General features: G+C 70.9%; 15 protein-coding genes. 7 read left to right on the forward strand and 8 right to left on the reverse strand.

Annotated elements, in window-relative coordinates:
* Positions 1 to 10 precede the first annotated feature (10 nt).
* The 7 genes from shc to BLU27_RS08615 all read right to left on the reverse strand — a co-directional run bounded on the left by shc (position 11) and on the right by BLU27_RS08615 (position 9526).
* A complete protein-coding gene (gene shc, locus BLU27_RS08585; protein ID WP_092652212.1) occupies positions 11 to 1954 on the reverse strand; it encodes a squalene--hopene cyclase in 1944 nt (647 codons plus the stop codon).
* A complete protein-coding gene (locus tag BLU27_RS08590) occupies positions 1955 to 2980 on the reverse strand; it encodes a polyprenyl synthetase family protein (RefSeq protein WP_092652214.1) in 1026 nt (341 codons plus the stop codon). It lies immediately after the preceding gene.
* Positions 2977 to 4398 carry a hydroxysqualene dehydroxylase HpnE gene (gene hpnE / locus BLU27_RS08595; RefSeq protein ID WP_092652216.1) on the reverse strand — a complete coding sequence of 474 codons (1422 nt, stop codon included), beginning with the start codon at positions 4396 to 4398 and terminating at the stop codon, positions 2977 to 2979. Before hpnE ends, BLU27_RS08590 begins: the two co-directional genes overlap by 4 nt.
* Entirely contained in the window at positions 4395 to 5297 is a 903-nt protein-coding gene (locus tag BLU27_RS08600) for a squalene/phytoene synthase family protein (RefSeq protein WP_092652218.1), read from the reverse strand. The genes hpnE and BLU27_RS08600 overlap by 4 nt, the downstream gene beginning before the upstream one ends.
* A 7-nt stretch (positions 5298 to 5304) precedes the next feature.
* Complete coding sequence (gene hpnC / locus BLU27_RS08605) at positions 5305 to 6231, reverse strand: squalene synthase HpnC (RefSeq protein WP_241827858.1); 927 nt, start codon at positions 6229 to 6231, stop codon at positions 5305 to 5307.
* A gap of 221 nt (positions 6232 to 6452) precedes the next feature.
* Entirely contained in the window at positions 6453 to 8006 is a 1554-nt protein-coding gene (murJ, locus tag BLU27_RS08610) for a murein biosynthesis integral membrane protein MurJ (RefSeq protein WP_092652220.1), read from the reverse strand.
* Complete coding sequence (locus BLU27_RS08615; protein WP_157728342.1) at positions 8003 to 9526, reverse strand: sensor histidine kinase; 1524 nt, start codon at positions 9524 to 9526, stop codon at positions 8003 to 8005. Before BLU27_RS08615 ends, murJ begins: the two co-directional genes overlap by 4 nt.
* Before the next feature lie 120 nt (positions 9527 to 9646).
* Between BLU27_RS08615 and BLU27_RS08620 the strand changes: the two genes are divergently transcribed.
* On the forward strand, positions 9647 to 10333 hold the full coding sequence (locus tag BLU27_RS08620; protein WP_092652224.1) for a response regulator transcription factor: 687 nt from the start codon (positions 9647 to 9649) through the stop codon (positions 10331 to 10333).
* A gap of 198 nt (positions 10334 to 10531) precedes the next feature.
* Positions 10532 to 11212 carry a hypothetical protein gene (locus BLU27_RS08625; RefSeq protein ID WP_241827860.1) on the forward strand — a complete coding sequence of 227 codons (681 nt, stop codon included), beginning with the start codon at positions 10532 to 10534 and terminating at the stop codon, positions 11210 to 11212.
* 14 nt (positions 11213 to 11226) lie between these two features.
* Here the strand turns inward: BLU27_RS08625 and BLU27_RS08630 are convergent, their stop codons facing one another.
* Complete coding sequence (locus BLU27_RS08630) at positions 11227 to 12156, reverse strand: GAF and ANTAR domain-containing protein (protein WP_172804911.1); 930 nt, start codon at positions 12154 to 12156, stop codon at positions 11227 to 11229.
* Between the two features lie 373 nt (positions 12157 to 12529).
* Between BLU27_RS08630 and BLU27_RS08635 the strand changes: the two genes are divergently transcribed.
* Genes BLU27_RS08635 through BLU27_RS08655 form a run of 5 tightly spaced genes read left to right on the forward strand, consistent with a single transcriptional unit; the run spans position 12530 to position 18138 of the window.
* Positions 12530 to 14377 carry an ABC transporter substrate-binding protein gene (locus tag BLU27_RS08635; protein WP_092652228.1) on the forward strand — a complete coding sequence of 616 codons (1848 nt, stop codon included), beginning with the start codon at positions 12530 to 12532 and terminating at the stop codon, positions 14375 to 14377.
* Positions 14374 to 15435 (forward strand): ABC transporter permease, encoded by a 1062-nt coding sequence (locus tag BLU27_RS08640; RefSeq protein ID WP_241827861.1) that lies wholly within the window; start codon positions 14374 to 14376, stop codon positions 15433 to 15435. Before BLU27_RS08635 ends, BLU27_RS08640 begins: the two co-directional genes overlap by 4 nt.
* 9 nt (positions 15436 to 15444) lie before the next feature.
* On the forward strand, positions 15445 to 16320 hold the full coding sequence (locus BLU27_RS08645; RefSeq protein ID WP_092652230.1) for an ABC transporter permease: 876 nt from the start codon (positions 15445 to 15447) through the stop codon (positions 16318 to 16320).
* On the forward strand, positions 16313 to 17212 hold the full coding sequence (locus BLU27_RS08650; protein ID WP_241827862.1) for an ABC transporter ATP-binding protein: 900 nt from the start codon (positions 16313 to 16315) through the stop codon (positions 17210 to 17212). The genes BLU27_RS08645 and BLU27_RS08650 overlap by 8 nt, the downstream gene beginning before the upstream one ends.
* Positions 17209 to 18138, forward strand: a complete 930-nt coding sequence (locus tag BLU27_RS08655; protein WP_092652232.1) for an ABC transporter ATP-binding protein — start codon at positions 17209 to 17211, stop codon at positions 18136 to 18138. Before BLU27_RS08650 ends, BLU27_RS08655 begins: the two co-directional genes overlap by 4 nt.
* Positions 18139 to 18153: the final 15 nt, after the last annotated feature.

Here is an 18153-nt window from a genome sequence, read left to right on the forward strand (position 1 = left end):
GCAGCTCCCCTCATGCGTGGCCCTGTGGATCGTCTGCCGGGGCGAGCAGCCGGCCGAGCGCGGTGACCGGGAACACCAGCCGGTAGAGGTGGTAGTTGATGTAGAAGTCGCCGGGGAACCCGGTGCCGGTGAACTGCGGCTCGTCCCAGCCGCCGTCGGGGCGCTGGGTGGCCACCAGCCAGGCCATGCCGGCGCGGACGGCGGGGGAGTCGCGCAACCCGGCGGCCTCCAGTGCCAGCAGCGCCCACGCGGTCTGCGATGCCGTGGACGTACCACGGCCCACCCACGAGCGATCGGTGTAGGAGCGCAGGTCCTCGCCCCAACCGCCGTCGGCGTTCTGGTGCGCGGTCAGCCAGTTCGCGCCGCGGACGACCGCGCGGTCGTGCCGGGAGAGCCCGGCGGCCACCAGTGCGGGCAGGACCGCGCCGGTGCCGTAGACGTGGTTCGCCCCCCACCGGCCGAACCACGATCCGTCCGCCTCCTGCGCGTCCAGCAGCCAGCGCACCGCGCGCTGCACCTCCGGGTCGTCGGCGTGCCCCTCGTGGGCGAACATCTCCACGATGTGTGCGGTGACGTCCGCGCTGGGTGGGTCGATGACCGCGCCGAAGTCGCAGAACGGCAACTGGTAGGCGAGTTCGCGGGTGTTGTCGGCGTCGAACGCGCCCCATCCGCCGTCCCGGCACTGCATGCCGCGCAGCCACACCCGGGCCCGGCGTACCGCCTCCTCCACCCGCGGCGACTCGGCGGTCCGGCGCAGGCCGAGCACCACCTCTGCGGTGTCGTCGGTGTCGGGATAGCCGTCGTTGTCGAACTCGAACGCCCAGCCGCCCGCGGGAGTACGCGGCCGCCGCACGGCCCAGTCGCCGCGTACGGTGATCTCCTCCGCCAGCAGCCAGTCCCGTGCCCGCACCATCGGGCCGGCCCCGGGGTCCACACCCGCGTCGCCGAGTGCGACCAGGGCGAGTGCGGTGTCCCAGACCGGCGACTGGCACGCCTCGATCCGGCGTACGGTGCCGTGCGGGGTTTCCTCGCGGATGGTGAAGCGCTCCCAGCCCGCGAGGCCCGCGGCCAGCACCGGGTGGTCCACCGGGTAGCCGAGTGCGTGCAGTGCCATCAGCGAATAGACCCAGGGCGGCTGGATGCCGCCCCAGCAGCCGTCCTTCTCCTGCCGGGCGATGATCCACTCCGCGGCCCGGCGCAGGGCCAGCTTGCGCACGGACCGGACCGGGCGGCGTTCATAGGAATGCAGAACCCTGTCCAGCCGGGCGAATGCCCCTCGCCAGGTGGCCGGCGGGTCCGGTGGCGGTGGGGGCGAACCGGTGCGGAGCTCGTCGACGTTCACACCGAGCGGGCGGTTCGGCCGGAGTGCGCCGAGGATGGTGAGGGGTACCAGCGTCTGCCGGGCCCAGCAGCCCCAGTCGTAGACGTTGAACGGCACCCAGCGGGGCGCGAGCACGATCTCGGGCGGCAGCGCGGGCACGTCGTCCCAGCTCCACTGGCCGAACAGCGAGAGCCAGATCCTGGTGAAGACCCGGCTCGCCTCGACTCCACCGTTGTCAAGGATGAATTGACGGGCTTGCTTCAGGTGCTGGTCGTCGGGGTCGTCACCGGCAAGGCGGAGCGCGACGTAGGCCTCCACCGAGGTGGACACGTCGCCCGGCCCGAACCGGAAGTTCGCCCACGAGCCGTCGTCGCGTTGCTGGCTTCGGATCCAGGCGGCGGACTGCGCGGTCTGCTCGTCGGTGCGTACGCCGAGGAACTGCCGCATCATCAGGTCCTCGGCGTCCATCGTGACGTTGGTCTCCAGCTCGCCCTTCCACCAGCCGGCCGGGTCCTGCAGGTCCAGCAGGTGCTCGACGGCACGGTCCAGCGCCGCGTGTGCCGACGCGTCGTCCACGGCGATGGGAAACCTCGGGTGCTCCGGGTGCTTCGGGTGCTGGGACAGGCCGGCCATTCAGGTGCTCCGTCCACGAAGCTGGCCCGCGATCCGGGCCAGGTCGTCGCGGACCGGGTCCGGCAGGTCGACCGGAGCCAGTGCCCGGATCCCGGCCGCGAGCTGGCGGTCCGCCTCGTCCTCGGTCCAGCCGCGGCCGCCGGCCTGTTCGACCAGGGACGCGGCCCGGGCGAGCTCGGCCTCGTCCAGCGGGTCTGGCCGGCGGTAGAGGTCGCGCAGCTCGTCCGCCGCCATCGTCGGCGCGGTGAGCGCGGCGACCACAGGGACGGACTTCTTCCGCGCCCGCAGGTCCGACAACACCGGCTTGCCCGTGCGCACCGGATCGCCCCAGATCCCCAGCAGGTCGTCGGTGAGCTGGAACGCCATGCCCACGTGCCGCCCGAAGGACGTCAGCGCCGTAAGCAGGGTGGGCGGGGCGCCGGCGAGCACGGCACCGAGCGAGGCCGAACACGCCAGCAGGGCGGCTGTCTTGTCCGCGGCCATGCTCATGCACTCCTCGAGCGTCACGTCGTCGCGTTTCTCGAAGGCGATGTCGGCGGCCTGGCCGGCGATCAGCTGCCGCACGGTCTCGCCCAGCCGGCGTACGGCCACGTGGACGTGAACGGAGTCGGCCTCGGCGAGTATCTCGTTGGCCAGGGACAGCAGCGCGTCCCCGGCGAGGATCGCGTCGGGTACCCCGAACCGCGCCCACACCGTCGGCCGGTGCCTGCGTTCGGTGTCGCCGTCGATCACGTCGTCGTGCAGCAGCGAGAAGTTGTGCACGAGCTCGCAGGCGACCGCGGCGGGAACGCCCACCTCGGGCGGGGCCTGCGCGGCCTGTGCGGACAGCACCGCGAGAACCGACCGCAGCCCCTTGCCGCGGGTGGTGGGTTCGGCCGGGAACTGGCCGTCGGAGTCCCAGAAACCAAGGTGGTAGCCGCAGGCGCGCCGGGTGCCCGCGTCGAGCCGGTCGAGTGCGGCGAGCAGGGCGGGCTCGACCAGCCGGTGGGTCTCGGCGATGCGGAGTTCGGTGGGGAGCAGCGTCATGACAGGGCCTCTCCAAGGGGTCGCGAAGTCGGGGTCCTGGTGAGGGAGAGCGCGTCCGCCGCCCGCAGGCCGCTGCGTACCGCGCCCTCCATGGTGTCCGGCCATCCCGTGGCCGTCCACGCGCCGGCGAGGGTGAGCCCGGGTAGTCCGGTGTGGGTGGGTGGACGCAACGCCGCCGTGCCGGGGCTCTGGCGGAACGTCGCGTGGGGTTCGCGGGTGACGAACGACTCGACCACCCGGGAGCTGCGCGCGCCGGGTAGCAGGTCGTCCACCGCGTTGGCGTACGTGCGGCGGAGCTCCTCGGTGGGCATGCCGACCTCGGCGTGCGCGGCCGACACCGACACCACGAGGTACTGGCCGCGGTCCACCCCCGCGGCGCGCGTACGGTCGAAGATCCACTGCACGGGCGAGTCGAGCGCCGCGGCGAACGGGAACGCCGTCACCCGCCGGTCGTAGCGCAAGTGCACGTTGACGATGGGTGCCGAACCCAGGCGGGCCCAGCGTTCCCGTCCCTCGTCTGGGACCGCGCGGGCCGGCACCAGCCGGGCGGCGGCCTGGTGTGGGACTGCCACCACCACGGCGTCGGCGGTGAGTTCGCCGGTCCGCGTACGCAGGACGAACCGATGGGTGCCGACGTCGGAAACCGGGTCGATGGCCAGGACCTTCGCGTTGGTGTGTACCTCGACATCGAGGCGTTCCAGCAGCCGGCCCGCGGGCTGGGCGTGCAACTGCCGCAGGGACACCGCGGGCACGCCCAGGTCGGCGGCCTCGGGCCGTTCGAGGAACGCGGTGCGGAACACCTTGGCGGCCAGAGCGAGGGACGCCTCGTCCGGCGGGAGGTTCAGCGCGGCGACCGCGATCAGCCCCCAGAGTCGTTCGATCGCCGGCCCCGACTGGCGGTGCTCGCGCAGCCACTCGCCGAAGGTCGCGGTGTCCCGGCGCGGGTCGTCCGGGTCGACCCGGCGCAGCGCGAACACGGCTCTGCCGGCGCGCAGCCGTTCCAACGGCGTCAACGGCTTGTACGCCGCCAGCGACCGGGCCAGGTGCAGCGGGGCCGGCCCGCGCCGGGAGCGGTAGATCCAGGCCGGCCTGTCGGGGTGCCCGTCCGGTTGCCGGTCCGGATGTCGGCTCGGGTGCAGCACCGGGATCGCCAGATGTTCCTGCACCGGCGCGAGCGCGGCCACGTCGAGGCGTTCCAGCAGCGCGCGGTAGGCGTGGTAGCACCGCAGGAACACGTGCTGGCCGGTGTCGGCGACCAGGCCGGACCGGCCCGCGACCGCCGGCCGGTCCAGGGAGTACGTCGCACCGCCCAGGTGTGCACGTGCCTCCAGCAGCCGCACCCGGGCACCCCGGTCGGCCAGCCGGACCGCGGCCGCGATCCCCGCCAGGCCGCCGCCGACCACCACGACCGACGTCATGCGTCACCTCGGGTCAGCGCCCGCGCCGCCGCCGCGAGCTTCGCCCCGGTCGGTGACGCCAGGCGCTGGTTGCGGAGGAGATCGGGGTCGGCGCTGATCCGGTCGAGCAGCCGCAGGTGGACGCCCGCGATCGCCGCCGTACACGACCGGCTGCGGCGGTCCAGCAGCGGCAGCAGGGTGAGGCCGCGGAGGTACCACGCCCGCGTGCGGTTCGCCTCGAACCGCACCAGGTCGGCGAAGCTGTCCGGGTCGAGCAGGCCCTCGTCGGCGCCGGCCCGCGGCTCGCCTGGCTCGCGGAGCTCGAGGGTGCAGGCGTAGTCCTCCAGGTCGGACGCCGGAAGGTAGATCCGGCCGCGCAGCCGGTCGTCGTACAGGTCGCGGATGGTGCAGGTGAGCTGCACCGCGACGCCGAGGGTCTCCGCCGGCGGCTCGGCCTCGGCGTACGACCGCGGGTCGAACACGCCGACCGCCAACCGGCCCACCGAGCCACCGACCTTCCGGCAGTAGGCCACCAGGTCCTCGAAGGTCTTGTACCGCATTCCCCGGACGTCGTCCTCGCACCCGTCGAGGAGTTCCAGGAAGGCGCCCAGCCGGATCGGGAACCGTTGCGCGGCGTCGGCCAGCGCGACCGTCACCGGGTCGGACGCGGACTCACCGGGATCGGGTGGCGCGCCGTCCAGCAGTCGTTCGACCTGGGTACGCACCACCGCCAGCCGCCGCAGCTTCTCGGCCACCGGCAGGTCACCGTCGCCGATGTCGTCCACGCGGCGGGCCATGGCGCACACCGCCGACAGGGCGCGCCGCTTCGGCCCGGGAAGCAGCGCGATGCCGTACGAGAAGTCCCGTGCCTCCCGGCGGGTGATCGCCGCACATTCGCGGTAGGCCTGGTCGACGTTCATCCCCTTCTCATCCCCGGCGACCGGCAGGAGTACGCCGCGAACCGAGCATGCTCCGCAACCAGGCCCCGGCGATCACCGGCGATGTGGGCCGCGGCACCCGGTGCAGCGGGTCGTACCCGGCGCGGCGAAGTGCCGAACAGGTGGCCCGCCCACCCGCGACGTAGCCCGCGACACTCACCCGCGCCCAGCCCGGCAGAGTGCCCAGCAGCGGCGCACCCGCCTCCAGCAGGTTCCGCGCCCGGGCGGTCTCGAAGGCGATCAGCGCCCGCAGCGCCTCGCTCGCCCGGGGCCGGCCGAGTTCCTCCTCCGCGACGGAGAACGCCCGCAGGTCTTCCTGCGGCAGGTAGATCCGGCCCCGGCGGTAGTCCTCGCCCACGTCCTGCCAGTGCTCCAGCAACTGAAGTGCCGTGCAGATCTGGTTCGAACGGCGGACGCGCTCGGCGGTGGCCCGGCCGAAGACGAGCAGGACGAGTTCGCCCACGGGGTCCGCGGAGTAGTGGCAGTAGTCGAGCAGGTCCGCGAACGTTTCGTACCGGTGGACCCGCTGGTCGCGCCGGTTGGCCTCGACCAGCCGCAGCAGCGGATCGGCGGGCACCCGCTGCCTGGCCACCAGCGAGGCCAGGTCGGCGACAACGGGGTCGTTCACCCGGTCGCCGTGGTAGAGCGCGCGGACGTCCGCCTCGATGCCGGCCAGCCGGTCGAGGACGCCCGACCGGTCGGCGGGCGCCACGTCCCCGATGTCGTCGACGTGCCGGGCGTAGCGGTAGACCGCCTCCAGGTCCTGCCGGATGCGTACGGGCAGCACCCGCAGCGCGACCGGGAAGTTCTCCGCCGCCTTCGACCACGGATCGGCGGCGTTGCCGGCCCCGCCGAGCCCGAACCGGGCCATCGCGGGCCCGTCCGCGCTGTGCAGGCTGTCCGGTCTGTCGGACATGGCGAGCTCCTCGGGCGTATCTCCCCGGCCCCCGTCGACCCAGGGCGACGTGGATCAGCCTAAGGGCGGGTCCGCCGGCGCGGGTCGACATTCGGGTGAGACCTTGGGAGAAATGCCGCAAGCGTCCGTGCCGTAGGTGATCCCGGGTGCAAGCCGCGCTTGCGGCAAGCCCGCCTTGACGGTGGGCGTGGACGACGAACGGCATGGTTGGCGGCGCCTGCTCAGCGGCGCCTGCTGGTCAGGTCCTGCAGGGCCGCGCGCAGATCGGCCAGAGCGGACACCCGGGTTGGTACGAGCACCACGGCGTACGTCAGCAGGCAACAGGCACCGGTCACCGCGAGGGAGACCAGCGCCTCCCGGCCACCCTCGACCGGCAGCCGGCGCGAGACCGCGACGCCCGCCACCGCCGACACCGCCGCGGCCACCGCGACCGCGAGGACGGTGCGGGCCATCGGCGCCAGCGCCAGGGCGCGGTGCCGCCGGGCGGTCAGCACGCTGAGCCAGGTCGCGGCCAGCAGCACCGACGCCGACGTGGACGCCGCCAGCCCGGTGACGCCGTACCGCACACCGAGGGTCAGGTCGCCCACGACGTTCACGCCCATCGCGCCCAGCGCGGTGAGCACCGGAGCGCGGCTGTCGCCGACCGCAAGGCTGGCCCGGGCCACCACCTCGCGCACCGCGAGCCCGAGCAGCGCGAGCGCGTACGTCGACACCGCCAGCGTGGTCAGGTGGACGGCCCGCTCGTCGAAGCTGCCCCGTCCGAACAGCAGCACCACGATCGGTTCGGCCGCCACCGCGAGCACCACTACCACGGGGGCGATCACCACCAGCACCACGCCGAGGACCCGCCCGGTGGCACGGCGAAGCTCTCCCCGGCGCTCCGGTCGGCCGAGTGCGCTGAACGCGGGGAACAACGCGGTGGCGAACGCCGTCACCAGGACGACCTCGGCCAGCGTGACCACCCGCCAGCCGTAGCTGAGCGAGGAGATCGTGCCGGCGCCCTGGGCCGAGCCGACCGCGCGGTCGACCGTCGTGTTGACGTTCACGATGGCGCTGCCCACCAGCAGCGGCGGCACCATCCGCATCATCTCCCGGAAACCGGGGTCACGGACGTGCAGCGAGGGCCGCAGCCGCAGGCCGATGCCGCGCACCGCCGGAAGCTGGGCGGCGAGGCGGGCGGCCGACCCGACGACGAAGCCCCCGGCCAACGCGGCCGCGCCGTACCTCGCGCCGAAGGCGACCATCCCGGCGATCATCACCAGGTTGAAGGGCACGCCCTGCACACCGGCCCAGAAGAACCGGCCGTGTGCCTGGGCGGCACCGGCCAGGAGGTTGGTTCCGGAGACGAACACCGTCGCGACCAGGACGATGCGGGTCGTGGTGACGGCCAGGTGCTCGGTGTGCGGGTCGAAGCCGGGCGCCAGTAAGTCGACCACCGCGTCGGCGAGGACGAACATCACCGCGGACGCCACCAGCAGAACGGCCATCGTCACTGTCAAGGCGACCTGGACAGTGCGTTGCCCTTCCTTCGGGCGCTTCTCCTCGACCGCCCGCGCCACCGGAGGCACCAGCGACCTGGCCATGGCCCCGGAGACCAGCCCGAGCACGACGTTCATCACGCCCTGGGAGACGAGGAACGCGTCCACGGCGGCGGTCGCGCCGTACACCCCGGCCATCACCGCGTCCCGGGCGAAGCCGAGCACCTGACTGACGGCGGTGAGCCCGACGAGCAGCGCGGAGGAGCGGACGACCGCGGCCCGCCTGCCCCCACTCAGCGGATCACTCGCACGTGTCCGGCGGCCGGCGTCCGCGCCGCGTCGGTGGTGGCCCCCTCGACCACCTCGGCACGCCTGTCGGCGTCACCGTTGAGCGCGGGCTCGTGTGCGCCGGCGCGCTCGCCGGCGTGCTCTGCGCCGCTGCCGACCAGCGGGATCAGCACGGTGAACGTCGCGCCGACACCGCGCGTGGAGTGCAGCACGACCCGGCCGCCGTGCGCCTTCGCGATCGCGGCCACGATCGCGAGGCCCAGTCCCGAGCCGGACCCCGGCTCCTCCTCGGCGGCGCGTTCGAACCGGCCGAAGATGCGTTCCCGGTCGGCCTCGCTCACTCCCGGGCCGGTGTCGCGAACCCACAGCCTGGCCATCCGGATGCTCTCGTCGACACCGGAGCCGAGGGCGATGGTGCCGCCCTCGGCGGTGTGGCGTACGGCGTTGTCGGCGAGCTGCAGCAGGGCCTGGGTCAGCCGCTGGGCGTCGGCGACCACGGTGGTGTCGGCGCTGGCTTCCACCACCCAGTCGCGGTGCCCGAGGGTCCGGGCCTTCTCCGCGATCTCCTTCACCAGTACACCGACGTTCACCGGAGCGGGTCGCAGGAAGTCCGGCCGGTCGGCGGTGGCCAGGGTCGCCAGGTCCTCGACGAGCCGGGCCATCCGGTCGAGTTCGTCGAGCACCAGTTCGCGGGTCGCGGCGACCTCTGCCCGGTCGTTCGGGTCCAGGAGCTCGAGGTGCCCGCGCATGATGGTGATCGGCGTACGCAGTTCGTGCCCCGCGTCGTCGAGGACCTGCCGGTGCAGCGTGAGCGGTGCGAAGGCGAGCGGCTGCCCGGTGGTGGCGCGTGCAGGCAGGCGCAGTCGGGTGAGGATCCGGCCGGTGGCCGCGAAGCCGGCCAGGGCGAGCAGCACCAGCCCGGCCAGGGCCACGAGGGCGTACGTACGGAACTCCGCGTAGAGGCCGGCATCGACCCGGGTGGTGTCGCGGGCCACCACGAGCACGGCACGAGGGTCGGCTGCGCCCGGCACCGATGTGCCGAGCACGCGCAGGTCGTCGGCGACGGCCACCTCCCCCGGCTCCGCGCCGTCGGCAGTTGCCCGCGCTGTCACCTGCGCCGTTGTCCGCGCGACGGCCAGAACACCGCTGAACGTGTCCGGTGCCGCGAGGTCGCTGCCGGCCGACCGGGCGAGCAGCCGACCGTCGACGAACCCGAAGTACGCCTCGTCCGGTCGAGGTGGGTGGGCGGCGAACGCGGCCGAGAAGTCCCGGCGCGTCGGTGTGACTGCCTGCCCGTTGCCGGGGTCGATGCGAACCGTCCGCGAGTTCACGAGTTGACGGACATCGCGACTCAGGTCGGCATCGACTTCGGCGGTCGTCCGGGCGTGTCCGATCGCCATCACGGCACCGCCGGCAGCAGCCATCACCACGGCGCACAACGCCACCAGCCAACCGAGAACGCGGATCCGTGCTGCCCGCGGTACGCGCACCAGTTGGTGCGGTGAATACCCGCCCGTGCTCACAGTCACCGATTGCCCCAGTTGTCCTCGATTGGCTCCGCTCATTATCCGAAGTTACGACTCATTTGGCGGGGGAATCGCAGTTATGGCCGGCACTTGTGCCAGACGTTTCGAGGAAGGAGTCCGGTGATGACCCACATCCTCATCGCCGAGGACGAGCAGGGCATCTCGGCGCTGATCGAGAAGGGCCTGCGGGGCAACGGGCTGGACACCACCACCGTCACCGACGGGGACTCCGCGCTGCGTCACGCCGCGACCGGCGAATACGACCTGATGGTGCTCGACCTCGGTCTGCCGGGCAAGGACGGCTTCACGGTTCTCAGGCGACTGAGGGAGGCACGCAACGCCATCCCCGTGGTGATTCTGACCGCGCGCACGTCGGTCGCCGACACCGTCGCCGGCCTGCAGGGCGGGGCCGACGACTACATGAGCAAGCCGTTCCGGTTCGAGGAACTGCTGGCCCGGATTCGCCTTCGCCTGAACGCGGTTCCGCGCCCGCCGGTCACGGTGGTACGCCACGGCGAGTTCTCGCTGGACCTGCGCACCAGGCGTGCCGTGGTCGGTGACCGGGCGGTCGACCTGACCACCCGCGAATTCCTGCTCGCGGAAATGTTCCTCCGGCATCCCGGCCAGGTGCTGTCCCGGAAACAGCTGCTGTCCCACGTCTGGGGATACGACTTCGACCCCGGATCCAACGTGGTCGACGTCTACGTGCGGTACCTCCGCCGCAAACTCGGCTCGGACCGCATCCAGACGGTACGCGGTCAGGGATACCGGCTCGTCGGCGAGAACGTCGTGGTCGGGTCCCACGGCTGACGGCGCTCGCCGGAACTCGCCGGGAAACGTGATGACCCACACGGGAAATCATCCATTGTGCCCGGCACAACGAAATCTGCTGTGCAGATTCCCGAACGAGCGGACAAATTAGAGGGATCTCATCTCCTTACCGGCGCGTTGCCTGGCGTTCAGGATGGCTTTGCCTGGCGACAGAACGCGCTGGACGGGGGGAGAGGCATGTCGGTTACTACGCCGCGGACCTGGACGAAGATCACCGTCGACGGACGGTCCTTCCAGCGGCTTCCGGTAAGAACCCACTGGCTGACGGAGAAGGACGACCTGGCCGAGGTGCTGTCGGAGTACCTCACCGAGCTGGAACCCGGTGACACCGTGGCGATCAGCGAGAAGGTCGTCGTGCTGCTCGAGGGCGGCGCGGTGCCGACCGGCGACGTCCGGGTGGGACGCGAGGCGCGCCTGCTCGCGTCGTTCGTCCGGCCCCGCCCCGGCTCCCGTGGGTTGTCGGTGCCGGAGAAGATGGCGTACGTCCTGCGGACGACCGGACGGGTCCGCATCTACGCCGCGGCGGCGGGTGGCGCGGTCGGACGGTTCTTCGGAGTCGAGGGCACGTTCTACCGCATCGCCGGGTCGCTGGCCCGCGACATCGACGGCGCACGCCCGCCGTACGAGCACCTGCTCTTCCCGCCGTTGGAACCCGTGCGCGCGGCTCACGTGTGCGCCCGCCTCGATCAGCGGCTGGGTGTGGGGGTCGCCATCGTGGACATCAACGACTTCGGCGGTTCGGTGCGTGGGGTGTCACCCCGGTCGCTGCCCGCCTCGACGCTGGCCGCAGTGCTGGCCGACAACCCGATGGGGCAGCGGTTGACGGGTACGCCGTTCGCGGTGATCCGGCCGAGCTGACGTCCCGGCCGAGCTCACGGCGTCAGGGGCGGGTCGGGGCGCGGCTGCCCGCCCGGCCGACGGGGACTCATCCTCGCCAGGTCGGCGGGTCCGGGGCGAGCCGGCTGTGTGCGCGACGGCTGCGTGCGCGTCGGCTGCGTCGGGTGGGGCCGGCCGGCAGGTGACCTTCCGGCCGCCCGTGCGGACTCGGCCGGCGCCGGACCCTTGCCGCTCGTACGCGGGTCCGGGTGGCCGAGGAGGCTGCCGTCCGCGGTGCCGTCGAGGACCTGGCCGGCCAGCGTGGCAAGCCGCATCTGGTGCCGGCGCGCATGGCCGCGCAAGAGGACGAAAGCCTGGTCGATGCCGAGGCTGCGGCGTTCGGCGAGCACCCCCTTGGCCTGCTCGATGACCAGCCGGCTGTCGAGCGCCTGCTGGAGTTGCTGGGTGAGGACGTCGGCGCGCTGTTGCCGGCGTGCGCGGAGAAGGCTGATCGCGGCGACGTGGGCCAGCGCCGCGGCGAGCTCGGCGTCGGGTTCGTCGTACGGACCGGTCCGGGTGCGACAGAGCTCGACCGCACCGAGCACCTCGTCGCGGTCGCGGAGGGGCCACGCGTGCGCGGAGGCGTATCCCTCGGCGCGGGCGGCGGTGGCGAAGGCCTCCCAGCGTTCCGGCGGTGAGTCCAGATCGGGGCAGGCCACGGGGCGGCCGAGCGCATGGGCCTCCGGCCCGGGCCCGCTGCCGACGCGCAGGCCGGTGACCTCCGCGAGCCGGACCGCCGGTGAGGAGGTGGCGGCGAGACTGAGCCGGCCGTGCTCGTCGGCGAGCATCACGGTGGCGCCGGCCGCGTCCACCAGGTCGACACATCGTTGCGCGAACAGCCGAAGGAAGGCGGCGGTGTCGTCCTGGCTCGCGGCCGTACCGGCCAACTCGACGAACGCCTCGGTGATGCGTCGCTCCCGGGACACGCGGACCTCCCACCCTTGCATGCTTCCGGCCAGTGTTCTCGGCCTTTGCGGGGATTGCCTCTCGGGTTGCCGACCTTGGACCCCCGGTCTCCGGGGATTACCCGAGGCCCTGAATTCGAAACTTGAACACAGGTCCAGATCTGGCAACCACTGTCCGTGCGCAGGCTGTTGACTCCCCCTGTCGGCAGGAATTTACTTGTGCGGCGTCACGCAGTGCAGAGTCGCCCCTCGGTCACGTTCCGTTTTCTTCCACGCCCCTCGCGGGCGTACATCGGTGTGCCCGGAGTCGCCCCGAGTGTGGGCGAGGTGTGTCCGGCCCAAGGCGCCGAAGCACTGTGCCCAACGTTCGGCGTATGCACATGGAGGTGCACCGATGGAGTCGTCGGACCGCAAGTTCGAGAACGTCGAAGAGGTGCTGAGCTATCAGCTCATGAACCGACGCGGCGCGCTGAAGGCCGGCCTCGGTGCCGGCGCCGCGCTGCTGTTCGGCGGCGGCTTCCTCAGCGGGTGTTCCAGCAGTGGGGGCAGCTACTCCGGCAATGGCAAGAAGCCGGAGGGCGCCAACGACGAGCCTGCGGTCGGCAAGGCGAACATCCCGACACCGCGGAACAAGACGCTCGTCATCGGCCAGGTCGACTACCAGGTCTTCAACAGCTTCAACCTGCGGATCCCTAACGGCAACGCGGCCGGCAACGGCTTCGACACCGTGGGGCGGGAGTACCTCTTCTACCTCAACCTGCCGACCGGTGAGCTGATCCCGTGGCTGGCGACCGGCTACGAGTACAACAAGGACTTCACCTCGCTCACCTTCAAGTTCGACCCGAAGGCGAAGTGGAGCGACAACAAGCCGTTCACCTCCGAGGACTTCAAGTTCACCGTCCTGCTGATGCGCGACAACCCCGAGCTCCTCGGCGGCGGCGGCGACCTCAAGGACTTCGTCAAGGACGTCGCCACCCCCGACCCGCACACCGCGATCATGGAGCTGTCCAAGCCGAACCCGCGGCTGCACTACGGCTTCATCTGCACGATCGCCAGTGGCTTCGACGTCCTGCCCAAGCACATCTGGGAAGGCAAGGACCCGACGAAGTTCCGCGACAACCCGCCCGTGCGCACCGCGCCGTACGTGCTGGACAAGGCCATCGCCAGCCAGAAGATGTTCGTCTGGAAGCTGAACCCCGACTACTGGAACAAGGACAAGTTCTACCCGAAGGTCCAGTACGTCATCTTCCAGTCGACCGCCCAGTCCCAGGACGCGGCCAGCCAGGCGTTCAAGAGGGCGGAGTTCGACGTCGGCTCGCTGGACGAGCAGCACGCGAAGTCGCTGCGCAGCCAGGGATACCCGCACCTCGTCACCACGCCGTTCCACGACCCGTGCCCGCGTGCGCTGTGGCTGAACTGCGACCCGGCCCGCGGCATCATCGGGGACCCGCGCATGCACTGGGTCATCTCCTACGTCATCGACCGGCAGAAGGTCGGCTCGACGGTGTGGCCGGTGAAGACGCCGACCGCGCAGTACCCCTGGGCCGACTACGACGGCAACGACAAGTGGGAGGTCGCGTCGGTCGCCGGCAAGTACAAGATGGAGTACGACCCGGCCAAGGCGGCCGAACTGCTGGACGAGATGGGCGCCAAGAAGGGCCCCGGCGGCAAGCGGATGTGGAAGGGCAAGCCGGCCACCATCGAGGTCATCACGCCGTCCGGTGTCGACGGCGCGGAGTTCGTCATCGGCCAGCTCATCGTCGGGGAGCTGAAGAAGCTCGGCGTCACCGCCAACATCCGCAGCTACAGCGGCTCGGTGCACAGCGAGAAGTTCGAGCGCGGCCAGTTCGACATCTCCTCACAGTGGGTGTGCAGCGTCTCCTGGGACCCCAACCAGCTCTACGTCGGCCTGCAGGGGAAGTACGCCAAGAAGATCGGCGTCAACTCGGTCGGGCGTAACCAGGTGCGGCTGAACGACCCCAAGCTGGACGAGCTGTCCCAGCGGCTCGCGGTGATGAACCCCGAGAGCCCGCAGGCCAAGCCGCTGATGCAGCAGGCGCTCGCGGAGTACTACAAGCGGCTGCCGGTGATCCCCGTCATCCAGACCGCCTACCCGTCGTACTACAACACGACCTACTGGAAGGGCTGGCCGACCGGCGACGACCTCTACCAGGTCCCGAACAACTGGTGGGGACAGTTCATGTTCGTGATCGGAAAGCTCCAGCCCACGGGGAAGAAGTGAGCTCGGAGGTCGCGGTCGAGCCGGGACGCATGCGGTCCTGGCTCGCCGCGCACCCCCTCGCGAGCTACGCCGTCCGCAGGTTCGGGCTCTACCTCGTCGAGCTGTGGGGCGCGGTGACGGTCGCGTTCTTCTTCTTCCGGCTGATCCCGGGCGACCCGATCCAGACGTTCATCCAGACGCTGCAGCAGAACTACGTCTACAACGCCGCGGCCAGCGCGGCCGTGATCGAGCGCTACCGCTCGGAATTCGGCCTGGACGGCAACCTCTTCTCGCAGTACCTGCACTACATGTACCGCGTGCTGTTCCAGCAGGACCTCGGCCCGTCGCTGCTCAACTACCCGACACCGGCCCAGGACGTCATCATGCGGGCGCTGCCGTGGACGGTCGGGCTGCTCGGGCTGTCCGCGGTGCTGGCCTGGGTGATCGGTCTGCTGGTCGGTGCGCTCGCCGGGTGGCGGCGGGGCAAGCCGGGCGCGGACCTGGTGACCAACGTGGCGATCGCGCTGTCGCACGTGCCGTACTACTTCCTGGCGCTCATCCTGACGTTCATCTTCGCCTACCAGCTGGCCTGGCTGCCGGCCCGCTCGGCGTACAACGCGCGGTTGACACCGGGACTCTCACCGGAGTTCTTGTTCAGTCTGCTGAAGTACGGCCTGCTGCCCAGCCTGTCGATCGTGGTGATCGGGGTGTTCAGCTGGTTGCTGTCGACCCGGATGCTGATGGTGCCGGTGCTGGGCGAGGACTACCTCACCTACGCCCAGGCGAAGGGGCTGCGGCCGCGGAAGATCCTCACGAAGTACGCGCTGCGCAACTGCTACCTGCCGCAGGTGACCGCGTTCGGAATCTCGCTGGGGTTCATCTTCAACGGCAACGTGCTGGTGGAGCAGCTGTTCAACTACCCGGGGCTGGGCGCGACGTTGGTGAACGCCATCCAGATCCTCGACTTCAACACGATCCTGGGTGTCACCAACCTGGCGATCTTCGCGGTCCTCACCGCCAACCTCATACTCGACCTGCTGCTCCCGCTGCTCGATCCGCGGGTCAAGTACTGGCGTTAGGGAGTGGGCATGAAACTGGTACGTGGCCTGGGGCGCGTGCTCACCAGCAACTGGAAGTTGACGACCGGCCTGGCGTTGCTGCTCCTGCTGATCCTCACCGCGGTGGCGAGTCCGCTGATCTCCTCCGCCGTGGGCGGCGGGCAGGACCCGGTGGCGATCGCGGCGTACGAGAAGTGGCAGGTGCCCTCGCCCGACCACTGGCTCGGCACCGACCAGTTCGGCCGGGACGTGTTCGCGATGACGATCGGCGCCCTCGCGGTGTCGCTGAAGGTCGGCGCGATCGCCGGGGTGATCTCCACGATCGCGGGTGTGCTGATGGCGTTCGTCGCGGGATACAAGGGCGGCGCGGTCGACGGGGTGCTGTCGACGTTCACCGACATGGTGCTGGTGGTGCCGAGCTTTCCGCTGCTGATCGCACTGTCGGCGTACACCAAGAACGTCGGCATCACGCAGGTGGCGCTGATGCTCGCGGTGTTCAGCTGGCCGTTCGCGGCCCGGACGATCCGCGCGCACGTGCTGAGCCTGCGGGCGCGGCCCTACGTCGAGCTCGCCAAGGTGACGAAGTTCCGCGACCTGGAGATCATCGCCTACGAGCTGTTGCCCAACATGCTTCCCTACATCGGGGTCGGCTTCGCCTCGTCCGCACTGGGCGCGATCTTCGCGCTGGTCGGCCTGGAGGTGATCGGGCTCGGCCCGGGCGAGACCATCGACCTGGGCAAGATCATCTTCAGTGCCATCGGGACCGGTGCGCTGACCCTCGGCGCGTGGCCGATGTTCGTCGCACCGATCTTCTTGCTGACCTTGTTGTTCGCGGCGCTGAACCTCTGCAACATCGGGCTGGAAGAGGTCTACAACCCGCGTCTGAGAGGAGTCGCCGGTGCCTAGGGCCAGCGCGACCGAACCCGCGACGCCTCCGCAGGCCGACGCCGCACAGCAGCGCCCGGTGCTGGAGATCAAGGGACTGAAGGTCCACTACCGAACGACCGGCGGTGACGTCGCCGCCGTCGACGGCGTGGACCTGACCGTGCGCCGGGGCGAGATCCTCGGCATCGCCGGCGAGTCCGGCAGCGGCAAGAGCACCATGGCGGTGTCCCTGCTGCGGCTGCTCCGCCCGCCCGGCTACGTCGCCGGCGGGGGGATCACCTTCCACCCGAGCGAGGGGCCGTCGGTCGACCTGCTCAAGGTGGACGAACGCCGGCTGCGGGCACTGCGCTGGCGGGCGTTGTCGTACCTCCCGCAGGGTTCGATGAACTCCATGAACCCGGTGATGCGGGTCGGCGACCAGTTCCGCGACGTCATCCTCGAGCACGCTGGCCAGCGCCGGGGCGAGGTCGACGAGATGATCCCGCGGCTGCTGCGCTCGATGGGCCTGGACCCCGGTGTGGCGCGGATGTACCCGCACGAGCTGTCCGGTGGGATGAAGCAGCGCGTGCTGATGGCGATGTCCATCGCACTCGAACCCGACCTGGTGGTCGCCGACGAACCCACCACCGCGTTGGACGTGACCATCCAGCGGGTCATCCTGCAGAGCCTGGGCGACCTGCGCGACCAGTTCGGCGTCACACTGGTGGTGATCTCCCACGACATGGGTGTGCACGCACAGCTCGTGGACCGGGTGGCGGTGATGTACGAGGGACGCGTGGTCGAGGTGGGTGACGTACGCCAGGTCTTCAAACAACCCCGGCATCCCTACACCCGCAGCCTGATCGAGTCGATCCCCCGGATCGGGGACGCGCCCTGGCAGCACCAGCAGCGGAAGGGGAGTGAGGTGCGGTGAGCCAGGCGCAGGACACCCGGGGCAGGGACGGGCGGGGCAAGGACATCGAGCTGCGACAGGTGGTGCAGCGGTTCCACGCTCGGGGCTCGGCGACCGGCTTCCTCACGGCCGTACACGAGACGTCGTTCGCGTTGCGCTCCGACCCGCCGCAGATCGTCAGCCTGGTGGGGCAGAGCGGAAGTGGCAAGAGCACCATCGCCCGGATCATTCTCGGGCTGCAGGCACCCAGCTCGGGCTCGGTGACCTACGGCGGCAAGGACATCTCGAAGTTGTCGCGCGCCGAGTACGACGACTACCGGCGCAACGTGCAGCCGGTCTTCCAGGATCCGTACGCGATCTTCAACCCCGTCTACCGGGTGGACCGGGTGCTGCGCAGCGCGATCAGGAAGTTCGGGCTGGCCCGGTCGAAGGAGCAGGCCGGCGAGCTGATGGAGGAGTCGCTGCGGGCGGTGAAGCTCGACCCCGGCCAGGTGCTCGGCCGCTACCCGCACCAGCTGTCCGGAGGGCAGCGCCAGCGGGTCATGCTGGCCCGGGTGCACATGCTGCGGCCGGCGTTCATCATCGCCGACGAGCCCGTGTCCATGCTGGACGCGCAGGTGCGCAAACTGTTCCTGGACATCCTGGTCGACTTCCAGCGCGACTACGGCATGACGACGTTGTTCATCACCCACGACCTGTCCACCGTCTACTACGTCGGCGGCGACGTCATGGTGATCACGAGGGGCCGGGTGGTCGAGCAGGGCCCGGTGGCGGAGGTCATGCACACGCCGAAGCATCCGTACACCCAGCTGCTGCTGGCATCGGTCCCACAACCGGATCCCGACGCCCGCTGGACCGACCGGATCGACGTGGACCAGGCCGAACGCGAGGAGGCCGCTCCGGAGCTTCCACCCGGCGACGAGGCGCTCGAGGCGCGGGTGCCCTGAGGTGGGCTGAGTGGC

The organism is Actinopolymorpha singaporensis (genome assembly GCF_900104745.1).
GTDB classification, from domain to species: Bacteria; Actinomycetota; Actinomycetes; order Propionibacteriales; family Actinopolymorphaceae; genus Actinopolymorpha; species Actinopolymorpha singaporensis.

Excerpts from the sequence above, each read along its gene's own strand:
- hpnE (WP_092652216.1), bottom strand. The coding sequence starts at position 4,398 with ATGACGTCGGTCGTGGTGGTCGGCGGCGGCCTGGCGGGGATCGCGGCC.
- BLU27_RS08600 (WP_092652218.1), bottom strand. The coding sequence starts at position 5,297 with ATGAACGTCGACCAGGCCTACCGCGAATGTGCGGCGATCACCCGCCGG.
- BLU27_RS08620 (WP_092652224.1), top strand. The coding sequence starts at position 9,647 with ATGACCCACATCCTCATCGCCGAGGACGAGCAGGGCATCTCGGCGCTG.
- shc (WP_092652212.1), bottom strand. The coding sequence starts at position 1,954 with ATGGCCGGCCTGTCCCAGCACCCGAAGCACCCGGAGCACCCGAGGTTT.
- BLU27_RS08625 (WP_241827860.1), top strand. The coding sequence starts at position 10,532 with ATGTCGGTTACTACGCCGCGGACCTGGACGAAGATCACCGTCGACGGA.
- BLU27_RS08590 (WP_092652214.1), bottom strand. The coding sequence starts at position 2,980 with ATGACGCTGCTCCCCACCGAACTCCGCATCGCCGAGACCCACCGGCTG.
- hpnC (WP_241827858.1), bottom strand. The coding sequence starts at position 6,231 with ATGTCCGACAGACCGGACAGCCTGCACAGCGCGGACGGGCCCGCGATG.
- BLU27_RS08645 (WP_092652230.1), top strand. The coding sequence starts at position 15,445 with ATGAAACTGGTACGTGGCCTGGGGCGCGTGCTCACCAGCAACTGGAAG.
- BLU27_RS08635 (WP_092652228.1), top strand. The coding sequence starts at position 12,530 with ATGGAGTCGTCGGACCGCAAGTTCGAGAACGTCGAAGAGGTGCTGAGC.